Origin of the sequence: uncultured Sphaerotilus sp. (assembly GCF_963924895.1) — a bacterium.
In the GTDB taxonomy this organism is placed as follows: domain Bacteria; phylum Pseudomonadota; class Gammaproteobacteria; order Burkholderiales; family Burkholderiaceae_C; genus Sphaerotilus.
In genome coordinates this window covers 112635-128871 of record NZ_CAWURG010000014.1, presented here as the reverse complement: position 1 = coordinate 128871, position 16237 = coordinate 112635, and the positions used below count along the sequence as shown (strand labels likewise).

8 protein-coding genes are annotated in these 16237 nt (G+C 72.2%); 5 read left to right on the top strand and 3 right to left on the bottom strand.

Features of this window, described 5'->3' with window-relative positions; all coding sequences use genetic code 11:
* The first annotated feature begins 54 nt into the window (after window positions 1-54).
* Both AABN02_RS05825 and AABN02_RS05820 read left to right on the top strand, forming a co-directional pair.
* A complete protein-coding gene (locus tag AABN02_RS05825) occupies window positions 55-1425 on the top strand; it encodes a FecR domain-containing protein (RefSeq protein ID WP_338413975.1) in 1371 nt (456 codons plus the stop codon).
* Complete coding sequence (locus AABN02_RS05820) at window positions 1422-4313, top strand: EAL domain-containing protein (RefSeq protein ID WP_338413974.1); 2892 nt, start codon at window positions 1422-1424, stop codon at window positions 4311-4313. The genes AABN02_RS05825 and AABN02_RS05820 overlap by 4 nt, the downstream gene beginning before the upstream one ends.
* On the opposite strand, the gene AABN02_RS05815 is transcribed toward AABN02_RS05820, so the two are convergent.
* Window positions 4261-5238, bottom strand: a complete 978-nt coding sequence (locus AABN02_RS05815; RefSeq protein WP_338413973.1) for a GMP reductase — start codon at window positions 5236-5238, stop codon at window positions 4261-4263. The two genes, AABN02_RS05820 and AABN02_RS05815, sit on opposite strands and share 53 nt — an antisense overlap.
* A gap of 217 nt (window positions 5239-5455) precedes the next feature.
* Here AABN02_RS05815 and AABN02_RS05810 point away from each other — a divergent pair, with 217 nt between their 5' ends.
* Entirely contained in the window at window positions 5456-6436 is a 981-nt protein-coding gene (locus tag AABN02_RS05810; protein ID WP_338413972.1) for a caspase family protein, read from the top strand.
* Window positions 6437-6459: 23 nt separating this feature from the next.
* On the top strand, window positions 6460-12303 hold the full coding sequence (locus tag AABN02_RS05805) for a CHAT domain-containing protein (protein WP_338413971.1): 5844 nt from the start codon (window positions 6460-6462) through the stop codon (window positions 12301-12303).
* Here AABN02_RS05805 and AABN02_RS05800 read toward each other — a convergent pair.
* Entirely contained in the window at window positions 12266-13063 is a 798-nt protein-coding gene (locus AABN02_RS05800) for a hypothetical protein (protein ID WP_338413970.1), read from the bottom strand. The genes AABN02_RS05805 and AABN02_RS05800 overlap by 38 nt on opposite strands.
* Window positions 13064-13257: 194 nt before the next feature.
* On the opposite strand from AABN02_RS05800, the gene AABN02_RS05795 reads away from it, so the two are divergent.
* Window positions 13258-14586 carry a GGDEF domain-containing phosphodiesterase gene (locus AABN02_RS05795; RefSeq protein ID WP_338413969.1) on the top strand — a complete coding sequence of 443 codons (1329 nt, stop codon included), beginning with the start codon at window positions 13258-13260 and terminating at the stop codon, window positions 14584-14586.
* Here AABN02_RS05795 and AABN02_RS05790 read toward each other — a convergent pair.
* The gene (locus AABN02_RS05790; RefSeq protein ID WP_338413968.1) at window positions 14576-16237 is read right to left on the bottom strand and encodes a bifunctional hydroxymethylpyrimidine kinase/phosphomethylpyrimidine kinase; all 1662 of its coding nucleotides are present in this window, start codon (window positions 16235-16237) and stop codon (window positions 14576-14578) included. The two genes, AABN02_RS05795 and AABN02_RS05790, sit on opposite strands and share 11 nt — an antisense overlap.

Genomic DNA, 16237 nt, shown 5'->3' with positions numbered 1-16237 from the left:
CAAATCTGTCACTTCCGGGGTTTCTCCCAGGCAAACCGCTGGCAACACGCTCCCATGACACCGTTCCCTCGTCCGGTCGCCGCACTGTTGGCCCTGCTGCTGTCCGCAGCCGGGGGCCGGGCATCGGCCGCACCGGACGAATTCCTGTACACCGTCCAGCCGGGTGACTCGGTCTGGACGCTCGCGGCGCGCTACCTGCACCAGCAGCACACCTGGCAGGACCTGCGAACGAACAACCAGCTGCGCAACGACCGGCTGCAGCCCGGTCAGGTGCTGCGCATCCCGCTGCCCTGGCTGCGGCTGACGACGCAGGAAGCCCGGCTCGCGGTGCTGCAAGGCGGTGTCACGCTCAACAGCGGCACCGGCTGGACAGCCGCCCGGGCCGACACCGCCCTGCCCCCGGGCACCTGGCTGCGCACCCCCGCGGACGGCACCGCAACACTGCTGATGCAGGACGGCACGCGGGTGCTGGTGCGTCCGTCCAGCGAGTTGCGCCTGATCCCGCTCGACCGGGCGCAGCAGGAAGCGTGGATCAAGGCGCAGCCGGCCAGCGACGCGGGACCGCGCACCAGCGCCAGCACGGCCCCGGTGCGCATCGAACTGCTGCGGGGCGGCCTGGAGAGCACCGTGCAGCCGCAGCGGGACGACAGCCGCTTCGAGATCCGGACGCCGTCGGCCGTGACCACCGTGCGCGGCACCGAATTCCGCGTCTCCGCCGATGCGGACAGCACGCGGGCCGAGGTCGTGCATGGCCGGGTCGATTTTGGCAACGCGCTGGGCAACGTTCCGCTGGGGACGGCCACCGGCTCCCGCGCCGACCTGGGCCTGCAGCCGGTGGCCGCCGTGCCGCTGCTGGCAGCACCTGCACTGGAAGCCACCGCCGACACGCTCTCCGCCGACCAGATCCGCGCCCTGCGCTGGCCGCCGATCGACGGCGCCGTGGCCTACCGCGTGCAGTGGTTTGGCGCCGATAGGCCAGCCCGCCTGCTGCACGAATCGGTGCAGGAGCAGGTCCAGCCGGATGTGCCGCCCCTCACCGACGGCCCGTACCAGCTGCGCGTGCGGGCCATCGACGCCATGGGGCTGGAAGGCCTGCCTGCCGCCCGTTCGCTCACGCTGCGCACCCCGCCACCACGGCCCCGGACACCGCCACTGGACGTCCACTGGCTCGACCGCCGCGTCGAACTGCGCTGGCCACCGCTCGATCCGCAGGCCTGTGTCCAGGTGCAGATCGCCACGGACAGCGCCTTCGCGCAGGTGGTCCTCGATGAACTGACACCCCGAGAGGGGCTGAACCTGCCCGCGCCACACCGGCCCGGGCCTTACCTCGTACGCGTTCGAGTGCTGCAGACCGATGGTGGTCGCAGCGGGTGGTCCGAGCCGCGCGCCTTCGACCCTCGCTCGCCCCAGGAACCCCCGCCGTGATCCAGCCCACTCCCTTCGCCCGGAGAACCCTCGCGCTCTGGCTGATGTCGGCCCCCTGGTGGTTCGCCGCCGTGCTGAGCGCCCTGCTCCTGCTGACGGCCCGCCCGCTGGTCGACCGCTTCGATCTGGCCGTGCACGACCTGCTGTCCCGCAACGTGGTCGAGCCGCTGTCCGGGCCGATGCCCGCGGCTGACAGCATCGTCGTCGCCATCGACGACGCCAGCCTGCAGGCACTCGGTCGCTGGCCGTGGCCCCGGCAGCGCCACGCCGAGCTGATCGACGTGCTGCGCAGCGCCGGCACGCAGGCGGTCGGCTACAACGTGCTGTTCACCGAACCCTCCGCCGATCCGGCCGAGGACACACGGCTGGCCGAAGCCATCGCCGCCCACGGCCAGATCGTGCTGCCCGTCGCACCGAGCAGCCGGCTCGACGACACCCGGATCCGGGTGCTGCAGCCCCTGCCCGTGCTCGCCAAGGCCGCCGCCGCACTGGGCCATGCCGAGTCGCCGATCGACCTGGACGGCCAGGTGCGCCGCGTCGCGCTGGTCGCCGGCAGCGGCTCGACGGCCTGGGAAGCGCTGCCCCTGGCCGTGCAGCGGGTGAGCGCCTCGCGCGCCAGCACGCTGTCCGGCGTCAATGTCAGCGCCCACGGGGTCGATCCATGGTGGCGCGAGCGGGTGCAGCTCATGCCCTCCGGCAGCAGCCCGATCTCGCAGATCTCCGCCTCCGAACTGCTGCGCGATCCCAGTCTGGTGACCCTGCTGACTGGCCGCGTGGTCTGGGTCGGCGTCACTGCCCAGGGCATCGACCCGATGGTGATCGTTCCCGGCTCCCGCGGCAGCACGACGCTGAGCACCGTGCAGTGGCAGGCCCAGGTGCACCAGGCCATGGACCGCAACCGCATGGTCAACCTGGCCAGCGAGCCGGTCGTGCTGGCGGCCAATGTGCTGCCGCTGGTGTTCGCCGCGCTGTTCGGGCGGCTGGTGATGCGTTCGCTGGGCGTGCGCCTCAAGGTGATGCTCTGGCTGCTGCCGCTGCCGCTGCTGGCGCAAGGCGCAGCCCTGCTCTGGGGACACTACTGGCTGCCGCTGGGGGCGATGGTGCTGGGCTGGTCGATCGCGCTGCTGCTCAGCCGGGCGCTCGAGCTGCGCAGCACGCGCACCGAGCTGCAGCGCGAGCGTGGTCTGGCCGAGGTCACGCTGCAGGCCATCACCGATGCGGTGATCACGCTCGACCACACCCACCGGGTCCGCTACCTCAACCCCAGCGCCGAGCGTCTGGCGCTGCCGGACACGCCCGGCGCCGCGCGCAACCAGCCCATCCAGTCCGTGCTGCGACTGGCGGGCACCGACGAGCCGATCCTGCTGCAGGCGATTGCCGACTGCCAGACGCAGCAGCGGGTCGTGACCATCGACCTGTCGCTGCATGTCGAGACCAGCGACGGCGAGCACCTGGTGCGGGCCGTCATCAGCCCGACGGGCAGCGCGGCCGACACGGAACGCGGGGTCGTGATCGTGCTGGCCGACATCACCGCCACGGCCCGCGCCGAACAGCTGGTCGAACACGGCAGCACCCACGACGGCCTCACCGGTCTGCCCAACCGCGTGCTGCTGACCGACCTGCTGGCGCACGCCCTCGCCCATGGCCGCCACCAGAGCCAGGCCCTGGCGGTGCTGTTCGTCGATCTGGACCGCTTCGGCCGCATCAACGACAGCCTCGGCCAGCGCCAGGGCGACGAGGTGCTGGAGGTGATCGCCGCCCGCCTGCGCCGGGTCTTCCGCGCCCACGACACCATCGCCCGCTGGGGCAGCGACCAGTTTGTCGTGCTGCTCGAGAACGTGACCTCGCGCGAGGTCGTGGCCGCGCTCGCCTCGCAGCTCATCGACGTGGTGGCCCGCGACCTGCGCGTGGACGATGTCGCCATCGCCTGCACCTGCAGCATCGGCATCGCGCTCTCGCCCGACGACGCGCAGACCACCGACGGCCTGCTGACGATGTCCGAGGCCGCCATGATGCGGGCCAAGGCGGCCGGTGGCGGGCGCTTCGAGTTCTACACCTCCGGCATGTCCACGCTGACCCGCGACTGGCTCGCGCTGGAGAACCGGCTGCGCCACGCGCTCGACGCCGGCGAGTTCGTGCTGCACTACCAGATCCAGACCGACCTGCGCTCCGGGCGCCCGATGGGGCTGGAGGCCCTGCTGCGCTGGCGGCAGGAGGACGGCGAGCTGTGGGCGCCGGCGCGCTTCCTGTCGATCACCGAGGAGACCGGGCTCATCGTGGCCGTGGGCAACTGGGTGATCCGCGAAGCCACGGCGCAGCTGCGGCGCTGGATCGACGCCGGGGTCACGCCGGTGCCGGTGTCGGTCAATGTCTCGGCCCGCCAGTGCATGGACTCGCACCTGATCGACGTGATCGCCGGGGCGCTGAAGGACGCGAACGTGCCGGCCTCGCTGCTCAAGGTCGAGATCACCGAGAGCACGGCGATGGCCGACCTCGACCACCTGCGCCAGTTGCTGCTGCAGCTGCGCCAGCTCGGCGTGGCCATCGCGCTGGACGACTTCGGCACCGGCTTCTCCTCGCTGGCCCACCTCAAGCGCTTCCCGGTCGACCAGATCAAGATCGACCCGAGCTTCATCGCCGACATCCACCGCGACCCGAACGGTGCGGCCATCGTGCGGGCGACCATCGCGCTGGCGCACGGGCTGGGCGTGCCGGTCGTGGCCGAGGGTGTGGAGAACGAGGCGCAGATCCGCTTCCTGCGCGAGCACCACTGCGACATCGTGCAGGGCTACCTCTACGGTCGCCCTGGCAGTCCCGACGCCGTCCGGGAGGCGCTCACATCAGCAGATGTTCCCCTGCATTATCGCCACCCAGAATCACATAGTTGACGCGGCGGATGTCCTGCAGCCGGGTGCCGCCGGCGTAGGAGATGGAGCTTTGCAGGTCCTCGCGCATCTCGCGCAGCGTGTCGGCCAGCTGGCCTTTCACCGGCTCCAGGATGCGCTTGCCCTCGACGTGGCGGTACTCGCCCTTGTTGAAGTCGCTGGCCGAGCCGTAGTACTCCTTGTAGAGCTGGCCATCGACCTCGACCGTCTGCCCCGGTGACTCCGCGTGGCCCGCGAACAGCGAGCCGATCATCACCATCGCCGCCCCGAAGCGCACGCTCTTGGCGATGTCGCCGTGGTGGCGGATGCCGCCGTCCGCGATCATCGGCTTCGTCGCCACGCGGGCACACCACTTCAGCGCCGAGAGCTGCCAGCCGCCGGTGCCGAAGCCCGTCTTCAGCCGCGTGATGCAGACCTTGCCGGGGCCGATGCCGATCTTGGTCGCGTCCGCCCCCCAGGCCTCCAGGTCGATCACCGCCTCGGGCGTGCCGACGTTGCCGGCGATCACGAAGGTGTGCGGCAGCTTCGTCTTGATGTGCTCGATCATGCGGCGCACGCTGTCGGCGTGGCCGTGGGCGATGTCGATGGTGATGTAGTCGGCCCCCACGCCCTCGGCGGCGAGCTGGTCGACCACCGCCATGTCGGCCGGCTTCACGCCTGAGCTGATCGAGACGAACAGCCCCTGCGCCCGCATCGAACGCGCGAAGGCGACGTTGTCCAGGTCGAAGCGGTGCATCACGTAGAAGTAGCCGTTGGCGGCCAGCCAGGCGGCCAGCGGCGCGTCCAGCACCGTCTTCATGTTGGCCGGCACCACCGGCAGGTGGAAGCGGCGACCGCCGAACTCCACCGCGGTGTCGCACTCGCTGCGGCTGTCCACGCGGCAGCGCCGGGGCAGGAGCAGGACGTTGTCGTAGTCGAAGATGTCCATGGGGCGTGACGCTCGAACTGTCGGGCGGCGGTGGGGCCGATGAGGAATTCTACGCCGCAGGCTGCGGGCGATCCGCGTGCGAATTGCCGTGAACTTTGCACGCAGGAAAGGTCCGACGTCATTCATTCGACTATGGACTTCCGGCGCCCGGCGCATTCAACTCGTTTCATTTCCGGCGCTGCGTGCCGGAATCCGTTCCACCTGTCGAACCGCTGCCATGACCACCTCCGAACAAGCTCCTGCCGCCAAGCCCAAGAAGCCCGCCACCAAGACTGCGACCAAGGCCACCGCCAAGATCCCCGCCAAGATCCCCGCCAAGGTCGTCGCGCAGTCGCTGCACATCGGCCTGAACGCCGTCAGCGCGGCGCACTACGGCGGCTGGAGCGGCGAACTCGCCGCCTGCGAGGCCGATGCCAGCGACATGCAGGCCATCGCCAAGGCCAAGGGCATGAAGGCGACCACGCTGCTGACCACCAAGGCCACCCGCGCGGCGGTGCTGGCCGCCATGCGCGCCGCCGCCAAGGCCCTCAAGCGCGGCGACTTCTTCTTCCTGACCTACTCCGGCCACGGCGGGCAGGTGGCCGACGTGACCGGCGAGGAACTCGACCGCAAGGACGAGACCTGGTGCCTCTTCGACGGCCAGCTCATCGACGACGAGCTGTACCTGGAGCTGAGCCGCTTCGCCGCCGGCGTGCGCGTCCTCGTGTTCTCGGACAGCTGCCACAGCGGCACCGTGACGCGCGAGGTCATGCCCGTGCAGGCGACGACCGTCACCGGGCGGCCGCGCATGATGCCGCCGGCCATCGCGCTGCGCACCTACCGCGAACACAAGGCCTTCTACGACGGGCTGCAGCGCGAAGTCGCCGCGGAAGCCGGCAAGGCGGGCATCATCGACCCGGACAGCGCGCTCGCGCAGGTCGCGGTCGACAGCAGCCGCCTCACCACGGTGGTCAGTACCTTCGCGCCCTCGGTGATCCTGATCTCCGGCTGCCAGGACAACCAGACCTCGATGGACGGCGACTTCAACGGCGCCTTCACCGGCCGGCTGCTGCAGGTCTGGAACAACGGCGGCTTCACGGGCAACTACACCCAGTTCCGCAATGTCATCGTCGCCGGGCTGCCCGCCACCCAGACGCCCAACCTGTTCGTGCTGGGCAGCGCCGCCAGCTTCCTGACCCAGCGGCCGTTCACGGTCTGACGCTGGACACCCCGGGTGCCGCCATGGAACTCCGCGCACAGCCCAGGACGCCCACGCTGCCGGCGCTGCTGCGCACACCGGCGCACCCGGGTGCCGCCCAGTCGGTGCCCGCCAGCGAGGACGAGCGCTGGATGCCCGCCGGCTACCTGCGCGCGCACCAGAGCCTGACGGTCTCGGACCAACCCGACGCCCCGCTGTACACCCTCGAGCAGGACACCGCGCCGGCGACGGACCCGGACGCCCGCACCTTGCTGGCGCTCGTTCTGGCAGACGGCAGCACCTGGCTCACCACCGCCGGGCGGCTCGAGCACGCGCTGAAAGCCCACCACCCCAGCCTCGCCGATGCGGACGGCGTGTGGCAACTGGACCGCCTGAGCCTGCCGCCCGCACCCGGCGCGCAGCCGGCGACCATGCGGCCGATGCCGGTGATCTCGCAGGTGCATGTGGCGATCGCCGGAGGCTTGCCGCCGCTAAGCGATCCGCTGGTCGATGCGATCGGCCACGGTGCACAGGCCCTGCTGCGCGCCATCGAAGCGCCGCGGGTGCCGGGGCTGTGCCGCTGGGACGGGCAGACGCTCGTCCGGCGTCCCCAGGGCCTGAGCGCAGCGCAGCCGATGCTCGTGTTCATCCACGACCTGGGCTCGGACACCGCGGGCAGCTTTGCCGAACTGGCCAGCCGCGACCGCGCGCTGTGGGCCGGGCTGGAGCGCCGCTACGGCGGTGGCATCTGGGCCCTGGAGCACCACACGCTGTCCGACAGCCCGCTGCGCAACGCGATCGACCTGCTCGACGCGCTGCCCGTCGGCGCCCAGCTCAACCTCGTCACCCACGGCCGCGGCGGGCTGGTGGGCGACCTGCTGTGCCTGCGCGACATCGAGGCGGTGATCGCCCAGTGCCTGACCGAGGACGACCCCGCCACCGCCACGCAGCGCGAGCTGATGCACACGCTGGCCAGCCGGCTCGGCGCGCGCCAGCCGGTGGTGCAGCGCTATGTCCGGATCGCCAGCCCCGCGGCCGGCTCGCTCTGGCTGGACGAGCACCCGGACCTGTTCCTGTCCCTGCTGCTAGGCCAGGTCGGCCAGGTGCCGCAGATGGCGGGGCGCCCGGTGCACACCGCGCTGCGGCGGGCGGTGATCGAGCTGGTGGCGCGGCAGATCGATCTCCGCGCCGTGCCCGGCCTCGAAGCCCTGCTGCCGGGCGCCCCGATGGCCCGGCTGCTCCTGCGCGCCCGGGTGCAGCCCGGCATCGACATGGCCGTGATCGCGGGCGACGCCGGCGGTGGCTCGCTGCTGCACCAGCTGGGCGCTTCGCTGAGCGACTGCCTGCGCTTCGACCAGGGCGAGCACGACCTGCTGATCGGCACCGACGCCATGCTCGGCGGCGTGGCCGTGGCGGCGGACGCGCGGGTGCTGCTCGACCGCGGGCGGCAGGTCGGACACTGGCGCTACTTCACCAACGACAGCACGCGGCGCGCCACCTGCAGCTGGCTCAGCGCCGAGCGACCCCGCGCGGAACCCGGCTGGACTCCACTGACCGGCGCTGCCCTGCCCGAGCCACCCGCAGCCGGCAGCCGCAGCGCAGCACCCCCGCGCGCACCCAACCGCCTCGAACAGCCCGTCGTGCTACTCCTGCCCGGGCTGATGGGCTCGCACCTGCGCGGCCCGGACGGGCAGCGGACCTGGTTCGATCCGCAGACGCTCCCGCTGGGCGGGCTGCCCTCCATCACCTGGTCGCAGCAGCAGGTCGAGGCCGAGTCGCTGTTCGACGCGGTCTACGCCGATCTGGCCGAGCACCTGGCCGCCACGCACCGCGTCGAGACCTTCCCCTACGACTGGCGCCAGCCGCTCGACGTGCTGGCCGACCGCCTGGGCGAGCGCCTGACCGCCCTGCTGCGCGAGACCGACCGGCCGCTGCGGCTGCTGGCCCACGGGCTGGGCGGGCTGGTGGTGCGGGCCTGCATCCACCGGCGCCGTGCCGTGGTGGACGAACTGATGCGGCGCGACGGCGCCCGCCTCGTCCTGCTCGGCACGCCGCACCACGGCACGCACGCCGCCGTCGAGGCGCTGCTGGGCAAGTCGGCGGCGCTGCGCGGACTGGTCTGGCGCGACACCGCGCAGCCGATGGACAGCGTGCTCGGCATGCTGGCCGAATTCCGCGGACTGCTGCAGCTGCTGCCGCGGCGCGGTTTCGACGAAGAGGACGCCGCCCACGCCGGCGCACGCGAACACCCGGATTTCCAGCGCGCCGAGACCTGGGCCACGCTGCGTCAGGCCAACCGGGACCGCTGGTTCGGCGACGGCCGCGGCGGACTGCCCTCGCAGCGGGCGCTCGACGAAGGCAGCTGGCTCTGGCACCAGTCGGCCGAGTCGGGCGGCAGCCTGCCGGCGGCCTACACCGACCGCACGATCGCCGTCCACGGCATCGCCCGCCTCACCCCCTGCGGCCTGCGCATCGAGGACGGGCGGCTGCAGATGGTCGGCACCGCGCGCGGCGACGGCACGGTGACCTGGGCCTCGGGCCACCTCGACGGCATCGGCCGCCACTACTACCTCGCCGCCGAACACGGCGAACTCACCACCAGCCGCGACGGCTTCCCCGCGCTGACCGAACTGCTGGAGCGCGGCCTGACGCGGCTGCTGCCCGGCACGCCCCCGGTGGTGCGCGACGCCGCCCCGGACGTCTCGACCCGCTACGACGCCGGCCCGCCCGAAGCGCTCGACACCGCGCTGCTGATGCGCGGCCTGTCCGGCGGCACGCGCCGGCCGCGCCGCCCCGCCGTCCGGGTGCCACGCTCGCCGACGCGGTCGATGACGGTGCAGGTGCGCGCTGGCGACCTGCGCTTCGTCAGCACGCCGCTGATGGTCGGCCACTACGAACACGACCCCATTGCCGGGCCGCAGCTGGTGGTCGACCGCGAGCTGCTGGACGGCGCGCTCAGCGAGCGCTACCGCCTCGGGCTCTACGCCGGGCCGCGTGGCAGTGCCACCGTCGTCCTCTCGCCGCCCAACGACACCGAGCGGCGCCGCGGCAGCCTGCGTGGCGCCATCGTGGTCGGCCTGGGGCGCTACGACGGCGCGCTCGGCGCCCGCGAGCTGACCGAGTCGGTGCGCACCGGCGCGCTGCGCTACCTGATGCAGGCGCAGGACGTGCTCGGCAGCGCCGAGCGGGCGCTGTCGCTGAGCACGCTGCTGATCGGCTACAACTCCTCGCTCAACCTGACCGTGGCCGCGTCGGTGGAGGCGCTGGTGCGCGGCGTGCTGGAGGCCAACCAGCGCTTCGCCGAAACCGCCCGCGCGCGGCTGCACATCGAGCGGCTGGAGATCGTCGAGCTGTACATCGACACCGCCATCAGCGCGGTCCATGCGCTGCGGGACCTGTCCCCCACCCTCACCCGCCAGGCCCGCGTGGCCGACATCACGCTGCACTGCCAGACCCGCCTCGTCGAAGGCGACGGCCTGCGCCCGCGGCTGGCCGATACGCGCAACGCCAACTACTGGCCGCGCCTGATGGTCACCGATGCCCGGGACGATGACCCCTGCACCCGCGGCACCCGGGGCACCCCGGTCGTTCCGCGCACCGATGCCGACCCACCCGCCCGGGACGAACCAGGCCGCCCGCACATGGCGGACTGCCTGAAGTTCCTCTACGTCGGCCAGCGCGCCCGGGCCGAATCGGTCGTGCAGCAGCGCCAGCCAGGCCTGATCGAGGCCATCGTCCAGCAGCACAACGGCAGCCCGGTCTGGAACGAGCACATCGGCCGGATGCTGTTCCACCTGATGGTGCCGAACGATTTCAAGGACACCGCCCGCCAGATGGAGCGCATCGTGCTGGTGGTGGACGACACGACCGCCAACGTGCCCTGGGAGCTGCTCCACGCCCCCGACCCGGACGACGAGAAGACCTGCCTCCCGCTGTCGCTGCGGACCCGCGTCGTGCGCCAGCTCGACACGACGCAATACCGGCCGCGGGTGCGCCAGAGCCTGGGCCGCTCGGTGCTGATGATCGGCAACCCGAGCGTGCGCGGCTTTTCCGCCGGCTTCCGCGGCCGCGACGGCAGCGCGCTGGCGGACCCGGACGACCTGCCCGGCGCCGAGGCCGAGGCCCGCGCGCTGACCCAGCTGATGGAAGGGCTGGGCCACGAGGTCGTCTCGCTGGTCGGGCCAGCCGCGGCCACCGCCACGCAGGTGCTGGGCTCGCTGCTCGGCCAGCCCTTCCGCATCGTCCACATCAGCGCCCACGGCATCCACCAGCTGCAGCACCGGGACGGCGCGCTGCGCTCGGGGGTCGTGCTGTCGGACGGACTGCTGATCACGGCGGCCGAGATCGAGGCGATGGAGGCGGTGCCGGAGCTGGTGTTCCTGAACTGCTGCCACCTCGGCGTGGTGGTGGGCGGCGAGCCGCAGGGCAACCGGCTGGCGGCCAGCCTGGCGCAGCGCCTGATCGGCATTGGCGTGCGCTGTGTCGTGGTGGCGGGCTGGGCGGTGACCGACACGCTGGCGGCGCAGTTCGGGCAGGTGTTCTACGAGGCCCTGCTGCGCGACAACCAGCCCTTCGGCGAGGCCGTCTTCCGCGCCCGCAAGGCCCTCTGGGACGAGGCGCCGGACGACGTGACCTGGGGCGCCTTCCAGGCCTACGGCGATCCAGCCTGGCAGGCGGAGGCCGGCGGCAGCGAGCGCGGCAACGCGCCGAGCAAGGAGACCCCGCCCGCCAGCATCGAGGAGCTGCTGGACGAGCTGTCCCGCCACAGCGCGCAGGCCTCGCGGCGCATCAGCCTGCTCAACCCGGGGGTGCTGGCGGCGCAGCGGGAGCAGCTCGCCACCTACATCGCGCAGCGCGTGCCCCCGGAATGGCAGGACGATCCGATGATCCTGTCCGCGCTCGGCACGACCTGGGCCGAACTCGACGCGCCGGAGCAGGCCTGCCTCGCCTACCGGGCCGCGCTGCAGCGCGAGGATCTGCGCGGCCGGGTGCCCGTGCGGGCCATCGAGCAGCTCGCGCTGATGGAGGCGCGCTGGGGCGAGCGTTCCGGCAACCCTGGCCTGATCCGGCAGGCCTTGCGGCGCCTGAAAGGCGTGCGCCGGGTCATCGGCCTGCACGACCGCAGCAACAGCACCCCCGACAGCCCCGACCACTGCGCCATGGTCGGCGGCAGCCATGTGCACCTGGCCAGCCTGCACGCGGCCAATGTGCTGCGGCACGCGGACAACCCGCTGCTCGTCCGCAAGGATGGGCAAAGCATGTTCGATGCGCTGAAGGCCGCGATCACCGCCTACACCCAGGCCGAGGGCGGACAGGGCAGCAAACCCTTCTCGCCCTTCCATGCCATCAACCGGCTGTCGCTCGACGCCATCACACCCTGGGAGAGCGAGGAGGAGCGCATGGCGGCCCGCCGTCTGGCGACCGAGGCGGGCCAGGTCGCGGAGCGGCAGTTCGGGACCCGGGACAACTTCTGGAACGCCGTGATGGTGCCGGAGGCGCGGCTGGTCGAGGTGCTGCTGGACGGGGAACTCGGCCGGCCCGACACCCCCGTGCTCGACGACATGCGCCGCGCCTACCAGGAGGCGCTGTCGAACCTGACCGTCAAGCCAAGGCAGATCGATTCGGTGATGGCGCGGCTGCGCACGCTGTCCTGCCTGTTCGATGCCCTGGTGCTCTTCGACATCAGCGACCGCAGCGGCAGCGGCAGCGGCAGCAGCAGCAGCAGCGGCAACAGGGATGAGCAAGCCCTGCACCACTGGTGGACCGCCGAGCACCTGCTGACGCTGTGCGAGGAACTGCTCCCCGGCAGCCAGCCGCGCCGCGAACGGCCTGCGCGGCCGCCGCGCCCGATCAGGCCGCCACCCGCTCCCGCTCCATCGGCGCACTGACCCGCCGGTCCGGCACACCGGGGGGCAACTGCGCCGGAAACACCCGCCGCTCGCGCTGCAGGCGCTGGCGCACGTCCTCCAGCTGCCGCTGCCCGATCGCCAGCTGCTGCTCCAGCGCATTGGCCCGGTGCTGCAGCGCGGCCTGGGCCGTGTCCGACTGGTCGAGCAGGTCCAGCAGCTTGCTCACCTCGGCCCGCAAGTCATCGCGCACCTGGCAGACCTGCTGGTGTTCCTCGGCGTCCACCTGCAGGGTCTGGCGCTCGCGGGCCTGCTTCGCCTGCATGGCCAGCAACTCGGCGCGGGCCGCCGCCAGCTGCTCGTTCAGTTCGTCGCACTGCATGCGCAGCGCCTGCACTTCCCGCCGGTGCGCGGTCCGTTCGCCGCCCACCTGCCGCTCCAGCGACAGCAACTGCTGGCACAGGGCCTGCTCGGCCTGGCAGTAGCCGGCACGCGCTCCGTCCATCTCGCGGCGCACCCGCTCGACCAGTTGCAGCTGCTGGTCGCGGTCCTCGGTCAGCTCCCGCACCGCCTGGTCCGCCCGGGCCGCGTCCTCGCGCAGCCGGGCGATCTCGGCCTCCGACTGCTGCGCGTGCTCCTCCAGCCAGCGGTCCTGTTCGGCCCAGCAACGGCGGTGCACCGCGTCAATCTCGGTCAGACGCGTCTGTCGTTCGCGCAGTGTCTGGAACAGCCCTCCCAGCACCAGTCCGGTCAGACCTGCCAACAACAGATCCAGCCACCAACCCTGACCGATCACACTCATGGAACACCTCCTTGGCAAGGCAATGGGTTACGTTTTGTAACTAAATGCAATGTGCCTACTATCGTGAAAACCATCACGGTATTCATGAAGCGAGCCTGATAGCAGTCATCGGAACGTTTTCGTTTCAGCCGGGTCTGACACCCTGTGTTAGCATTTTTTCCATCCCTAGACACTCCTCCGCCGAACTGACTTTCATGAATCAATTGCGCATCGTGGTCATGGAACATGGTCCCCTGCTGGCGGAGGACCACGACGCCACCATGCGGCAACTCGGCCTGATCGACGCCGAGACGGGCCTGCCCCACCGGGACCTGCTGCTCGACCGGCTCGGCCAGGCCACGGCCGGCGTGGCACGCGGCGGTTCGGCGTTTGCGCTGATGTACATCGGCACCAGCCCGGCGACGCCCGCGATGCGCGGCCCGGCGCTCGAGACCGTGATGCAGCAGTTCGCCCGCCAGCTGCACCGGCTGAGCCGCCGCACCGACAGCTTCTCGCGCATGAGCGCCTCCGACTTTGCGGCGCTGCTGCCGGGCAATCCGTCGGTGGCCGGGCTGATGGCGATGGGGCAGAAGATCGCGACCGAGTTCGCCGACCGGGTGCAGGTGCACATCGGCGTGGCGCTGTGCCCGCGGCATTCCAGTGACGCCGACACCCTGCTCACGCAGGCCCGCGCGGCGCTCGAGCAAGCCCGCCTCGCACAGGTCACCACCGCGCTGTTCGAACCCCGTTCAGCGCCTGTGCCCTCCGGCTTCGCGTCGATCACGGACAGTGCCCTGCGCTCGGCCTTCCAGCCCGTCCAGGACTTGCACACCGGCGGCCTCTCCCGGCTGCAGATCTCGACCACGGGACTGGCCCCCGCCCAGGACGATTTCGCGCCCACCGAACTCGGCTCGACCGGCCAGACCAGCCGCAAGGAATTGATGGCGCAGCTGATCGCCGCGACCGACGCGGCGCTGCGCCACGCGCAACCCTGGCGGCAGCAGGGGCTGGTCCAGCGCCTGTCGCTGCCGCTGCCGGGGCGGCTGCTGGACGAGCCGGGGCTGGCCCCTGCGCTGCTCGCGCTGCTGGACCGCCACCGCTGGCCGGCGCGCCATTTCATGGTCGAAGCCCAGGCCGCCGCCATCGCCCAGCGCGGTGGTGACGTGATCGAGGCGCTCACGCGGGCCGGCGTGGCGCTGGCGCTCGATGACGGTGGATCCGGCCTGAACCTGCATGTCGCGCTGGCCGGGCTGGAGCCGGTGGCGGAATTCAAGTTCGATGTCGCCGCGCTGGGCCTGCTGCCTCGACCGGAGCAGCGCACGGCCGTCGTGCGCGCCATCCTGACACTGGCGCGGGGCTGGAACGCCCGCGTGGTCGCCGATGGTGTCGACGATCTGGACACACTGGCCTGGCTGGGCGAGATGGGCTGCGACGGCGCCCAGGGCACCGCCTGCGGCAAGGTGATGCCGGCCGAGCAGGTGCTCGCGTGGTGCGCCGGTCACCCGGGGAGCACGCGCGCGCACGCCCCGGCGGTCAGGCGCTGACGGCGTCCGAAGGATCCAGACTCGGCTGCGGCCAGTCCGGCGCCGGCGGCCGAGGCGCGGCACGGCCAGACGTCCAAGCAAGCACCGCCGCTTGCAGACGCCGGGCGACCGGCTCGGCCTCTCCCGGCCGTGAGGCCAGTGCCCGCACCAGACAGGCACAGGCCGCGCCGCTGCCCGCGACCGCCTCGACCTGCGCCATCTCCAGCAGCCCGCCGATGCCCACCACCGGCACCGGCGACACCGCCGCCCACCAGCGCAGGTTGTGCAGCCCCTGCGGATGCCAGGGCATGTCCTTGGTCGTCGTGGCCCAGACCGGACCGCAGGCGATGTACGCCGGCGCCAGCGCCGCCGCCCGGCACAGCTCCCAGAGGCTGTGCGAACTCACCCCCAGCCGCAGCCCGCGGGCCTGCGCGGCCGCCAGCTGCGCCCGACCGTCCTGACCGAGCGCCAGCACGTCTTCCTGCCCGAGGTGCAACGCGATGCCGGCCGGGTCGATCGTGCCGGCCTCGACCGCGTCGAGCACCAGCGCGTGGTGGTCATTGACGACGATCACCGGACGCGCCGCAGCGGACATCGCCGCCGCCTGCGCCAGCGTGCGGTCGATCTGGGCACGGACTTCGACGGCGAAGGCCTGGTCGTCCAGCGCCGGGTGCGACGCCCGCTTGATGCGCAGCTGCAGCGCGCACAGCGCGGGTTCGGCCGCAGCCAGCAGCGGCGTGGCCTGGTCCGCCGCATCCACGATCGCGTACAGACCGGCGGGCCACGGCAGCGCCGGCCCGCTGGATCCGGAGACCGGCGACTCGTCGCAACCCAGGCGCGGCAGCCAGCGCGGGTCCGCCGCAAAGCCAGCATCGAACCCGACTGGCCCGACACCCTGCCCCGCCGCATGGCCGACCGCCAGCCCCGCCGTCGTCGCCATCTTGGCCAGCACCAGCGCGTCGGCCGTGACAAAGCCGCGCGCCATCGCCGCCGCAGCCGTGGTGGCGAAGGTGCAGCCCGTGCCATGCGTGTGCCGCACGTCGAGCCTCGGCAGCGCCAGCCAGCCGCGGGCGTGCGGCGTGTCGAGCCAGTCGAGCGCGTCGGCGCCGTCCGGGCTGTCGCCACCGGTGATGCAGACGGCCGCCGCGCCCAACGCCCGCAGCGCCGTCGCCTGTGCAGGCACCTCGGCGAGCGTCGCCACTTCAGGCTGGCCGAGCAGCCGCGCCGCCTCGCGCCGGTTCGGCGTGACGAGGTCGGCGCGTGGCAGCAGGTGCGTGCGGTAGGCGTCGATCAGCGCGGCGTCTGCGAAGGCCGCGCCACCCGCGCTCGCGCCAAGCACCGGGTCGATCACCAAGCGCACACGCGGGCCGCCGTCCGCATCGAGCCGGTCCAGCCAGCGCGCCAGCACGGCCACACCGTCCACGCTGCCGATCAGGCCGGTCTTGATAACGACTGGGCGCAGATCCTCGGCCAGCGCGGCGAGTTGCGCCTCCAGCACCTCGGGCGCGACCGGAACGACCCGCTGCACGCCGAGCGAGTTCTGCGCCGTGACGGCCGCGACGACCGGGCAGAGGTGCACCGCGCAGCCCTCGGCGGCACGGGCATCAGCGCTCAGGCCGGCGCCGCCGCCGCTGTCATTGCCGGCGACGCTCCAGACGACCGGACGATTCAT

Bases quoted from the DNA above. Each gene is read 5' to 3' on its own strand.
- AABN02_RS05810 (WP_338413972.1), top strand. From the start codon at position 5,456: ATGACCACCTCCGAACAAGCTCCTGCCGCCAAGCCCAAGAAGCCCGCC.
- AABN02_RS05815 (WP_338413973.1), bottom strand. From the start codon at position 5,238: ATGGACATCTTCGACTACGACAACGTCCTGCTCCTGCCCCGGCGCTGC.
- AABN02_RS05795 (WP_338413969.1), top strand. From the start codon at position 13,258: ATGAATCAATTGCGCATCGTGGTCATGGAACATGGTCCCCTGCTGGCG.
- AABN02_RS05800 (WP_338413970.1), bottom strand. From the start codon at position 13,063: ATGAGTGTGATCGGTCAGGGTTGGTGGCTGGATCTGTTGTTGGCAGGT.
- AABN02_RS05790 (WP_338413968.1), bottom strand. From the start codon at position 16,237: ATGAATCGTCCGGTCGTCTGGAGCGTCGCCGGCAATGACAGCGGCGGC.
- AABN02_RS05805 (WP_338413971.1), top strand. From the start codon at position 6,460: ATGGAACTCCGCGCACAGCCCAGGACGCCCACGCTGCCGGCGCTGCTG.
- AABN02_RS05825 (WP_338413975.1), top strand. From the start codon at position 55: ATGACACCGTTCCCTCGTCCGGTCGCCGCACTGTTGGCCCTGCTGCTG.